At 39.6% G+C, this 11,793-nt stretch carries 7 protein-coding genes and 1 other RNA gene; 4 read left to right on the top strand and 4 right to left on the bottom strand.

Annotation, left to right across the window (positions count from 1 at the left end):
- Positions 1-271: 271 nt before the first annotated feature.
- Positions 272-628, bottom strand: a transfer-messenger RNA (tmRNA) gene (gene ssrA, locus HJP15_RS05085).
- A gap of 283 nt (positions 629-911) precedes the next feature.
- On the opposite strand from ssrA, the gene HJP15_RS05080 reads away from it, so the two are divergent.
- On the top strand, positions 912-2,537 hold the full coding sequence (locus HJP15_RS05080; RefSeq protein ID WP_054454989.1) for a flagellar assembly protein A: 1,626 nt from the start codon (positions 912-914) through the stop codon (positions 2,535-2,537).
- A 22-nt stretch (positions 2,538-2,559) separates the two neighbouring features.
- Here HJP15_RS05080 and rnt read toward each other — a convergent pair whose 3' ends face one another.
- Positions 2,560-3,222 carry a ribonuclease T gene (gene rnt / locus HJP15_RS05075; protein ID WP_054203468.1) on the bottom strand — a complete coding sequence of 221 codons (663 nt, stop codon included), beginning with the start codon at positions 3,220-3,222 and terminating at the stop codon, positions 2,560-2,562.
- A 206-nt stretch (positions 3,223-3,428) separates the two neighbouring features.
- Here rnt and HJP15_RS05070 point away from each other — a divergent pair, with 206 nt between their 5' ends.
- Positions 3,429-4,307: a flagellar protein MotY gene (locus tag HJP15_RS05070; protein ID WP_054203236.1), complete on the top strand. Its 879-nt coding sequence runs from the start codon at positions 3,429-3,431 to the stop codon at positions 4,305-4,307.
- A gap of 102 nt (positions 4,308-4,409) precedes the next feature.
- Here the strand turns inward: HJP15_RS05070 and HJP15_RS05065 are convergent, their stop codons facing one another.
- A complete protein-coding gene (locus tag HJP15_RS05065; protein ID WP_054454991.1) occupies positions 4,410-5,312 on the bottom strand; it encodes a DMT family transporter in 903 nt (300 codons plus the stop codon).
- Positions 5,313-5,723: 411 nt separating this feature from the next.
- On the opposite strand from HJP15_RS05065, the gene HJP15_RS05060 reads away from it, so the two are divergent.
- Positions 5,724-6,929, top strand: coding sequence for an aromatic amino acid transport family protein (locus tag HJP15_RS05060; protein WP_082355695.1), 1,206 nt, complete (start codon positions 5,724-5,726; stop codon positions 6,927-6,929).
- 277 nt (positions 6,930-7,206) lie between these two features.
- Here HJP15_RS05060 and HJP15_RS05055 read toward each other — a convergent pair whose 3' ends face one another.
- Positions 7,207-10,206 (bottom strand): EAL domain-containing protein, encoded by a 3,000-nt coding sequence (locus HJP15_RS05055; protein ID WP_170173179.1) that lies wholly within the window; start codon positions 10,204-10,206, stop codon positions 7,207-7,209.
- A gap of 371 nt (positions 10,207-10,577) precedes the next feature.
- On the opposite strand from HJP15_RS05055, the gene HJP15_RS05050 reads away from it, so the two are divergent.
- Complete coding sequence (locus tag HJP15_RS05050) at positions 10,578-11,735, top strand: chorismate mutase (protein ID WP_054203239.1); 1,158 nt, start codon at positions 10,578-10,580, stop codon at positions 11,733-11,735.
- The last annotated feature ends 58 nt before the right edge of the window (positions 11,736-11,793 follow it).

Genomic DNA, 11,793 nt, shown 5'->3' with positions numbered 1-11,793 from the left:
GTGAGTCGACCAATAGACTCACTAATTTTGGCAACTAACGTGAGTGTTTTATTTGATAGTGTAAAAGGCGGTGCTTATTTGGCCATTTTGTCAGTTCATTAATTAGGTTATTAAATTGAGCAGTCGTTGATAAAGTAACACTTTCAAACTTTATTTGTACAGTCAGCCCATTGTTTATATAAATGAATTGCATAAAAAAACCCGCAAACTTGATTGCTCAAATTTGCGGGTTTTTTAGGGTTTTTAAATCAACGAATTTAAAAACCTATATTGGTGGAGCTGGGGGGATTTGAACCCCCGTCCGAAAAGCCTCGACCGTCGGTACTACATGTTTAGTATTGTCATTTAATTAACCTTTAAATCCCGGACAAACACGGTAGATAAAGGCGAGGCCGCTTAGTTTTAGCGCTTCAACCCCGGCCAGGGTTTCCGTCGCGATCAGGTGTTAGGGTGACACTCCAAAATCCAGTCCACAAGAATACATGGAAGGAGCGCTAGCCAGCCTAAGCTGCTAGAGAGTAGTTATCGTCGTTTGCGATTACTTTAGATTGCGGCTTTTTAACGAGGCAAACCGCACCTCGACATGCACCTTGGGCTTCTTGAATTCCGTCGAATCCTAATCAGCCCCTGAATTAGTAAACCCATTCAGGGCGTGCAGCCAGTATAACTGAGTAACGCACTGATACTCAAGGCCCTTCTGCGCTTTATTTTAAGCATTTTATTCAACTGCTCATTTAACACACATAAACATGTTAACAAAATGCCGAGAAACGAAATAAAATAGAACAATTGCTTAACATACATTCAAAGTTATGCTCAAATGCTTGGCTAAACCACCAAACTCATTTTAGTTATTTGGTTTGGGGATAAAAAATAATAAAAACAGGCATATTAAATAGGAAGTATTCTAAATGTCGTTGTTTACCCATGATATGCAAACAGGCTTTGTTTCATTGCTTGAGCACCCAAAAAACAGTGGTTTTCCAGCCACTAGCTCTCAACTTATGGAGTTAATAGAAGAATCTGCATATGCTGATTTTGAAATAGTCAGTGCAAATATCGGTAAGTTGTTCTCTCCTAGCAAAAACTATCAAGCTGATCCTCTCATTATTGCCCGTGCACTTGATGCATCATTACTCATTCAAGTTGATGAAAAAAATATGGTAGCAGAGGCAACATTGACCACCGCTAAGGGCGGCACGTTGATGTCTATGGAACTGGCGCGCGAGGTGTTAGCTGACGCTGGTGTATTACAAGGTGTTAGCACTCGCGCACTGGATAATTTTTTAGGCCAACAGTTTGAAAAGCCTGCTGGTGTTTCTTATAAGGCGATTGTTGCTCACGGGCGCAGGCCTAAAGAAGGCAGTGATGCTAAATTTGTGCGTTTGTGTTCTACAGCCCAAGACCGCGTTTTAAGCCCGCAAGCAAAAGAAGGCGGTAAGGTCGACATGCGTGATTTAGGCGCCATTATTACGGTAAAACCGGGCACCCCTCTAATGCAGCGTGTTGCTGCAACGCCAGGTGAAGATGGTTACACTGTTTTTGGTGATATTCTTCCCGCCAACCCAGGAAAAGATTTAGCATTACAACCTTTTGAAGGGACTAAAATAGACCCGGAAAACCCCAATATTCTCATAGCAGACTGTAAAGGCGTACCCGTTGCTCTGCCGCGAGGTATGCGGGTTGATGATGTTCTCTGTTTTGATAATGTTGATATTGGCACTGGCCATGTTGATTTTGATGGCAGTGTAATCATTAGCGGTGATATTAAAGATGGTATGCGTGTTCGTGCAAGTGGTGATATCACTGTACTCGGGTTTGTTGAATCCGGAAAAATCGAAAGTGCGAGTGCCGTTACTATCATGTTGGGCGCGATAGGCAGAAAGCGTGAAGGTAGCGAAGCCTTTACCTGTAAAATTAAAGCAGCTCGTACTATTTCAATTGGCTATGCGCAATATTGTCATATTCATACTGAGCAAGATTTATTTATAGAACGTCAGGCATTGCATTGTGATTTAAGTGCGCGGCGGTTAATTCGTGTAGGAAAAGCCAATAATCCCAGAGGTAAAATAATTGGTGGCAATATACTAGACGCAATGCGGATTGAAACCGGCGAATTAGGTGCGCCATCAGGTACTAAAACCCGCGTTTATCTTGCGCAATATTGGCATGACTTACGTCAAAAACAACAACAAATTGCCGATTTTGAAAAACTGCTCGCCACTAAATCTGTCGCACTTAAGCAAGCGCGTAAAAAAGCAGTTAAAATTCCACTACCCGTTAAGCGACAACTATTTTTAGATAAAATATCAGCCAGCGAGCAACAAATTGATATTCGTATCGCGAATACCAAACGTAAAAAACATTTGATAAAACAAAAAATAACGCGTTTATTAGCAACCAGTCGGTTAAAAATTAATGAGCTAATGCACCCTGGTGTGGAGCTTAAAATTGCGAAAGATTCAAAGCACTTTTCGCGAATTTACCCACCCCACTTAGTCAAAATGACTGAAGGAAAAATTACTCAGTCGTTTTAACGACTGAGTTTTGCTCATCACTTTAAATACTTCCCTCTGAATCATCTAGCACTTCTTCTGCTAGCGGCCAGCCACCGAGTTCTTGCCAACGATTAACAATGAAGCAATAAAGTTCAGCAGTACGCTCTGTATCATAAAGTGCTGAATGAGCTTGTTGGTTATCAAACTCAATACCTGCCGCTCTGCATGCTTTTGCTAATACTGTTTGACCAAGTGCTAAGCCTGCCAGTGAAGTAGTATCAAAACTTACAAAAGGATGAAAAGGCGTACGTTTAATATTGTTACGCTCAATTGATGCATTTAAAAAACCATGATCAAATGCAGCATTATGGGCCACAATCACTGATCGCTGACAGCCTGCGGCTTTTTGAGCTTTGCGCACAACTTTACAAATTTCTTTAATTGCTTCTTCTTCAGGTACTGCACCGCGTAATGGCGAAAATGGGTCTATACCGTTGAAGTCAATTGCGGCTTGTTCAATATTAGCCCCTTCAAATGGTTCTACATGAAAATGAACCGTGTGATCAATGCTTAGCAGCCCATCATCGTCCATTTTTAATACTGACACCGCAATTTCTAGCAGTGCATCGGTTACTTTATTAAAGCCCGCAGTTTCAACATCAATAACCACCGGGAAAAAGCCACGAAAGCGTTTTGCGAAAAGAGTTTGTTCAGTATTTGCCATAGTATTCTTGGTTTGCCAGAGTAAGCTGGCTATTATGTCAAAAATCATAGCTCCTGTGCTAGGGCTTTACCGATTAATTTAACGCTTACATTTAGGCATATAACTTGCTTTATTTAACTAGCTAACGACATTATGATGGCTTAGTGCCTTTGTAAATGCAGTCTTTGCCAAGATATTGGCGTAAATAAATTGTTGGAGATCCCGCGATGAAGCTTTCAATGCTGTTTATCAGTCTAAGCATTGCAACTGTATGCCTGTCAAATACGGCGAGCGCTGCGATGCGCCAATACACTGCGACGGCAGATAACTCACAATGGGAAGTCGTTAAAACCACTCGTTTACAATGTCAGTTAAATCATGAGGTTCCTTACTATGGTGAGGCAATTTTCAGTGCTGATGCCAGTAAAAACAAAAATGTTACTTTCAATCTTGATATGGTTGTGCGCCCAGATAATTACGCTATTGCGGGATTAAAAGCAGTGCCGCCAACTTGGCGAGCAGGATTACCCGCTCGCGACTTAGCTAATATGAAACTACTTAGAAAGTTTGATGGTGAACTTGGAAATAAAACAGCGTGGGAAATGCTCACAGAACTTGAGAAAGGCTATTATCCAACTTTTTATTACCAAGACTGGCAAAACAGTGCCGATAAAATTGCCGTTGGTTTATCAAGCATCAATTTCAAACAAGCCTATTGGGCTTTTTTACAATGTCGCGACGAGTTATTACCTTATAGCTTTGAGGACATTTCATTTACCGTAATGAATTACCAACCAAACACAAGTAAGCTGACAAAATCATCTCAACAGCGCTTAGACAAAATTGCTGAGTATTTAAAGTACGATACGGGGATTGCGTCTATTTCTATTGCATCCTATACCGACAGCTACGGTGGACGCTGGAACAACTTAGAGCTTTCAAAAAAACGCGCTAAAGCTATAAAAGATTATATGGTCAGTTTAGGTATTGATGAAGCCAAGGTCGAAACCCAAGGTTTTGGCGAAAAGCGCCACGTAGCCACTAACGATAATATTTTAGGTCGAGACAAAAACCGACGCTTAGTTATTCAAATAGCAAAAATGTAGTTAAAAATTAGGACGTGCTAACCTTCAATGATTAAAGCTTGTTCAATCTAGAGGTGATTAAATCGCGCTGAAGACACGCCCTAACTATACTTTCAATAATATTTAAGAGTTAAGTTTTCTTAACTTAACTCTTTTTTTCATCCAATTTTCACCAAATTGGAACACCGCCAAGCTCATTAATATGATCACCGCACCTATAATGAGCTGTTGATCAACTGATTCATCATTTAACCATGCACCTAAACCAATCGCGAAGCTTGGTGTGATCAATGTTGTTAAGGCCACCGTGCTTGCTGGCAACTTTTGCAGCACATGAAAATATGCCAAAGCGCCAATAAGAGAGCCAAACACACCTAAATAGACTATTGACCAGAGCGATTTTGCGCTCCATAAATGGCTTTGTAATTGCCCATCAACAATCCACCATGTAATAAAAAATAAAGGGGTTACAAATACTAATGCGCCAAAGGTTGTTGCCATCGGATGAATTGCTATTTTTACGCGCTTAATCATCACGCCACTGAGGCTAAAAAAGCATACTGCCATAAACACATACAGTAAACCTTGTAGCTGCATTAAAGAACCTTGAATATGCTTTGCACTCACTAAAAACAACCCAAGTAGAGCAAAACCAAGAGCGATAATTTTTATAAGACTAAATTTTGGCTCGTTTAAAAGGCGCTGTGCCAATAAGCCCGACAATATGGGGGCTAAACCAAACATCAAAGAAATAATGCCTGATGGTACTGTTTTGGCAGCCATATAACTGAGTAACATGCCACCGTAGATGCCAATACTCGAATAACCATATAAAAAGCATGCGCGGCGATGCCATGGCACACGAATATTTGCTATAGCAACAACAAAAGCGGCTAAAACTAAGCCTATTAGCATGCGCATGAGCACAGCTAAAGTCGGCGCAACAGTTTCACTACTAAAAACAATGCCTAAAGGCGTTGTTGACCAAATCAACACCATCAACAAATACGACGCTTTTACGTTCACACGATAATTCCTTTAAAGAGCGATGTAAAAGAGGAAAGGAGGATAATTCTAACCGCTTTGAAATCGCGGCTAAAATATAAAAACTATACCAGACCGCTACCCATACGCACATACATGACTGATGAAGCCAGCCATGAACATGATAGAGTTAGTAGTCGGTTAGTTTGATGCATGTTTATAGTTATCTTAAACAAATATTATTTTGAACTAATAGAAATACCAGAACTGGTTAATAAGTCAACACTCTTTACTGCTTTTTATTATGCCACGCAGTCGCTAAAAACGCGTACTAGATACTATGCTTGTAAATCATAAGTTACAGTTAATTTCTTTGATTTATAACAAAACTATTTAAGTTTGCTTCAACTAGTTATATCTTGCCTGCCTCTCACGTAGTTTTAGGGGCAAAAAGTGCTTAAAAATAAAACAATAGGCAGCATGTTAATTGTTGCAGGTACCACTATAGGCGCAGGGATGCTCGCGCTTCCTATCGCATCCGCAGGATTAGGGTTTACAACTGCATTAAGTTTAATCATTGCTACATGGGTACTAATGACCTATACGGCGCTACTCATGCTGGAATTACATCAACATGCCGATCGTGATGCTACGCTCAATACGTTAGCTAAATCTTGGCTTGGCAAGCGTGGGCAATACGTGGCTAACTTTTCTGTCATGTTTTTGTTTTACGCGCTCTGTGCAGCTTATATCGCCGGTGGCGGCGCGCAACTACAAGAAAAAATAAACAATGCTTTCAATTTTGATATTGCCCCACAAATAGGTTCTATCATTCTCGCAATTGTTATCGGCACAGTTGTTACTATGGGCACAAGCAAGGTTGATAAGCTAAACCGTGTGCTGTTTAGCATTAAAATAGTTGTACTTGCTAGCCTATTTTACATGCTAACCCCTTACGTTCATGGTCAGCATTTACTCGAAATGCCAATTGAACAAGGGCTTATTCTATCCGCTATTCCTGTTATATTTACCTCTTTTGGTTTTCATGGCTCTATTCCGTCTATCGTAAAATATGTAGGCCTTGATATTAAAACACTTCGTCGTGTAATGATAACAGGCGCTGCGCTGCCTTTAGTGATTTATATATTTTGGCAGCTAATTAGCCAAGGTATGATGAGCCAAGCAGAGTTACTAAAAAGTACAGGGTTACCCGGTTTTGTTGCTAGCATGGCAAATATTGCAAATAATTCAGCCGTGGCAACCGCCGTTAATTTATTTGCCGATTTAGCGTTGGCAACTTCATTCTTGGGTGTGAGCTTAGGGTTGTTTGACTTTTTTGCTGATGCATTTAAAAAAGGTGATGGCAGCAGAGACAGAATAAAAACCGCTTTAATCACGTTTATTCCACCTCTTGGCTTTGCACTTTTCTATCCTCAAGGGTTTATAATGGCATTGGGCTATGCTGCTATTGCACTTGTTGTATTGGCTGTTTTTTTGCCTGTTACGATGGTTTATAAGCAACGTAATAGCAACAACAACCGTAAAGGCTACACAGTTCGAGGCGGTAACATAGGGCTAATGGTAGCGGGCCTATGTGGAGTGCTCATAATTAGTGCTCAGGGGTTGCAAATGGCGGGACTTATTCCAGCAATTGGGTAAACCTGCTTTATACCCTAACCACCTCAATATACAAGTTTCAGTTGGAATTAAAAGCGATTTAGGCAAGGCATTGATTGCAAATAAATCGCTTTTAAACCAATCCTTTGGGCATTTCACCGGCGCTTACTCTCATCGTTGTTACTTCTTAAAGGGACTGCCATTGTTGCAAAGTAACGCCTTGATATTATAAACACCAGTGAAACGCTGAAGTCTACATCCTAAGGTGGTTTGGGTATATCTATGAAAAAGGCACCTTGCATGGTGCCTTTTAAAGTGCTTATCTTATTGTGTCATTGAGCTTTTCAAATAACTTAGGAAGCTCACTTTCAGGAATTGGCGGGCTGTAATAATACCCTTGAACTATGAAGCAATTGTTGTTCTGTAAAAACGCCACTTGCTCTATTGTCTCTACGCCTTCAGCTACAACATTTAGTTTTAACTTTTGCGCCATTGCGATGATTGCTGCGGTAATTTCCATATCGTTTGTATCTTCGGGTATATCTTTTACAAACGAACGGTCTACTTTTAGAATATCAACTGGGAAACGCTTTAAATAACTCAGTGACGAATAACCTGTCCCAAAATCATCAATAGAAATTGACACCCCTAACGCTTTTAATTGATGTAATTGCGTAATTGCCGCTTCAACATTCCCCATCAACATGCTTTCAGTCAGCTCTAAGTGCAATCGCCTAGCTGGTACATTTGTTTGTCTTATCATTGATGCTAGCAAGGGCACTAAATTAGCGTCTTTAAACTGACGAGCTGACAGGTTTATTGAAATATTATTCTCTCGCCCTTGTGCAGCTAATCTTGCAGCAAACTCGCATGACTCCTGCAATACCCAGGCACCTAACTCTACAATTAAGCCCGTCGCTTCTGCTATTGGTATAAATTTTGTTGGCGGGATCATGCCCTGTGTTGGATGGAACCAACGTATAAGTGCCTCATAACCGACTACATGTTGTGTTTTGCTGTCAACTTGAGGTTGATAGTAAAGCACAAACTGCTTCTCTTTAAGGGCTAAACGTAGTTCATTTTCAATGAATAGCCTTTCATTAGCTGCTGCATTGAGTTCTTGGCTATAAAAGTGGTAAGTATTTCGCCCTTTTGCTTTTGCCTCATACATTGCCAGATCAGCATGCTTTAATAATTGATCTTCTTCTTGGCTATCATATGGCGCCATTGTAATACCAATACTGGCACTAATAATTACTTCATTATTTCCAAGCATTATTGGCACATTAAGGGTTTTTTGAATCGTGTTGGCTACATCCATTGCATGCTCTTGGCGTTCAATACCACTTAGTAGCACGGCAAATTCATCGCCACCTAAACGCGCAATGGTATCTTCAGCTCGAAGTCGTTTCTTTAAGCGATTTGCAACTTCAACAAGCAGCTGATCTCCCGCATCATGCCCTAGCGTGTCATTAATGCGTTTAAACTCATCTAAATCAAAATAAAATAAAGCAAAAGCATAATGCCCTCGTTCTGCTAATGCCATTGATTTACGAAGCTGCATTCTGAAAAAAGTACGATTAGCTAACCCTGTTAACGTATCAAAGTATGCCAACTGCTCCATTTTTCGCTGGCTTTCTTTTACAAATGAAATATCTTGAGCAGATGCAACATAGCTTGAGATTAACCCACCCTCTTCTCTAATTGGGGAAATGCTCAAGGATACCCAAATTGGCTTTTTCCCTTTCCCTTGGATCAAGGTGTCGCCACGCCAATAATTTCGGCTGCGTAAATCAACATCTATATCATCAACCAAAATAGCCATCTCAGTGGCAATAATACTTAGTAAAGGTGATTGCATAAAGTGACTTTCATCAAAGCCACTCATTTCTAGCATTTTTGGATTTACATATTCAATAACAAAATTTTGATCAGTTATCACTACCCCCGTACCAGAGAATGCTACCGCTTTGGATAACTTGTTAGCGGCTTTTTCTGCAATTTCCTTCTCTATGATACGTTGGTTTAAACCGTCTATTAATTTACGGATCTCAACCGCCATATCACGAAACGAGCCATTAAGCGTGCCAATTTCATCTTTATTCGCTTTTGGAAACTCTATTTGTAAATGACCTTTACCAAAACTTGTTACAGCATTTACCAGTGAATGAATACGACGCAGCACAAGCTGGTAAAGTGCTTGATGTAATAATAAAGCGACAAGTATTGCATAGAGAATAAACAATCCAAAAAACTTCACTTTCAATTCTTCTAATGCTGACAGTGCAGATGAACGTTTTTTATAAATACCTATATACCAATCTAAATGTTCAACTTTTCTAATATTGATAATATGTGTTTCATTGTCTTGAATAAACGAATCAGCATACTCTGGTAGGCGCATTTTGATCGTTTGATTAATTAGCTCCTGTAATGACCCATTAACAAAATCATTCGTTAATAACGATCTCCCAGCCTGACCATATTGTTCATAAATACTTTCATTTAACTTTGGGTGTGCCAATAATTGCCCTTGCCCATCAAACACAAATAAGTGCTGCTCATTGTCACCTATTGGTAACTGAGAGATCAGCGTATTTAATGCCAAATCGCTGCCGGTAACACCTAAAAAATTATTTTCCAAATAAATTGGCACAAGCACGCTGATAACCCATTTATGCCAAATTTCATCGTAGTAAACCTTTGACCAGACAGCCTCACGTGTTGGATTGAGTGCTTCTTGTGCATAATTAAAGCTAGTGCGGCTTGTAAATTGATGACTTCCTGTGACATTCAATGCCCAATTTGGTGGGGCTATGCGAATAAAGTTATCTTTGGTAACAAGATAAAAGTTAAAAAAATCTTGAGTTAATGTTGGTGATACGATCTTCCAAAGTGATTCAGAGTCGTTAATTAGCTTTTTATAAAAAGGAGTAAATTTAGACTGCGGCATAAAAGCCGCCGATAAACCATCTTCAGCGGCGCTTCGAATAGTGCCGTCGGTATCAAAGCTTAGTTTAGCATTTTGATTGCTGACCAACTGAGATGAATCATAAAATAATTGATTGGTGACAACGTTATTTGCCTGCTCCGCTATATTAACTTTTGTTTTGACTAAGTTATTAAATTGACGAATCAAACGTTCACTAGAGTGTTTGAGCATTTCATGCTCTTCAAACACTAATTGCTTTTCTTCTGATTTAAGCATCAAAGCGGCAGCACAAATACCAGCAATCAAACAAATTGCTGAGATAAGTAGTGATAACTTCATACTTAATGAATTCACACCAAAACGTGATGGTGGGCGTCGATATACCACAGGCCAACCTTATTTTTATTAATAATTGTTATTATTTGAATCAACAAGAAGAAATATACCAGATCCCTATTTAGATTTATAAATTTTTTGTGAATATAGCTAAAAAAAACCAAGTAAAAAAATAAACATTCATAGTTATTGATAAAAGTCCGATAGAGTGTTGACTTTATAGCCTACTCTCCATACATTAAAGCCATGAACAGAAAATTCTCGCACACTACCTTTTCATTTTTTAGCTTCTTTTTCTTTATTGAATAGAAGAGGCTTACCTGTTTGCGAGATTTAATCAACCGAATAGCAAAGCCTCCCAACTGGGAGGCTTTTTTATTTGTATTACCTGCAAAGGTAACTTTTGGAATGAGGAACCCAAAATGACAAATGAAGTACTTAATTCACTTAGACATGATATCAATGAAATTGACTCTGACCTGCTCGTTTTGTTGGCAAAGCGCCGCCGTATTAGTCATGGTGTTGTTGAATATAAAATTGCCAATAATAAACCTATCCGTGACGAAGCCCGTGAACACGCCTTACTTGAGAAGCTTATAGGTTATGGTAAGTCTCTTGGTTTAGATGCGTATTATGTAAATAACGTTTTTCAAACAATTCTTGAAGATTCAGTTTTAAATCAACAAGCTATGTTACAAAAAAACCTTAACCCTGGGGTGATGAATGAAACTCATCGCGTGGCTTATTTAGGTGGGCAAGGTTCTTATAGCCAATTAGCGTGTCATAAATACTTTAGTCGTCGCCCAGGTAAACTAGTCGAAATGGGTTGTTCTAGCTTTGAGCAGATAACTGGAAAAGTTGAGAGTGGCCAAGCTGATTACGGTCTACTGCCCATTGAAAATACCAGTTCAGGTAGTATCAATGAAGTGTTTGACTTATTACAGCACGCCCAAGTGTCGATTGTTGGTGAAGTCACACATAGCGTAGAACACTGTTTATTAGTGACCCCTGAGACTGAACTTAGTCAACTCACTAAAATTTTTGCTCACCCACAGCCATTTGCGCAGTGTAGCCGTTTTTTACAAGGGCTAGGTGATATTCAACACGAAACCTGTGATTCAACTTCCAGTGCTCTACAGTTAGCTTTAGATACACCAAATAGCGCAGCGATTGGTTCAGCTCAGGCAGGCAAAAACGTAGGTTTAGAAGTCATAAAGTCTGGCCTTGCTAATCAGCGTGAAAACCATAGCCGCTTCATCGTTGTTGCACGTAAACCGTTACAAGTATCAAAACAGATCCCAACAAAAACAAGCTTGATTATGGCAACAAAGCAGCAAGCAGGCTCACTTGCTGATGCCTTAATGATTTTTAAACACCACAATATTAATTTGGTGAAATTAGAATCCCGCCCTGTTCCTGGTAATCCATGGGAAGAGGTATTTTATGTAGATCTAGAAGCAAATTTAGTCGACAGCCAAGTAAAACAAGCCTTTGAAGAACTCAAAAAGCACACCCAGTATGTGCGTATATTAGGTTGTTATCAAAGTGAATCACTACAAGCTGTCAGTGTTGAGAGCTAAATAACCTAAGTTCAGGTTAAATAAAATAAACCGCTCTTTCAGTCTGTAGACGTAAAAA

It is taken from the genome of Pseudoalteromonas sp. NEC-BIFX-2020_002 (assembly GCF_013002825.1).
In the GTDB taxonomy this organism is placed as follows: domain Bacteria; phylum Pseudomonadota; class Gammaproteobacteria; order Enterobacterales; family Alteromonadaceae; genus Pseudoalteromonas; species Pseudoalteromonas neustonica.
Note: the sequence above shows the minus strand (reverse complement) of the source record. Positions and strands in the feature narration are given on the sequence as shown.

Coding starts and splice junctions, on each gene's coding strand:
- HJP15_RS05080 (WP_054454989.1), top strand. CDS start 912: ATGTCGTTGTTTACCCATGATATGCAAACAGGCTTTGTTTCATTGCTT.
- rnt (WP_054203468.1), bottom strand. CDS start 3,222: ATGGCAAATACTGAACAAACTCTTTTCGCAAAACGCTTTCGTGGCTTT.
- HJP15_RS05070 (WP_054203236.1), top strand. CDS start 3,429: ATGAAGCTTTCAATGCTGTTTATCAGTCTAAGCATTGCAACTGTATGC.
- HJP15_RS05050 (WP_054203239.1), top strand. CDS start 10,578: ATGACAAATGAAGTACTTAATTCACTTAGACATGATATCAATGAAATT.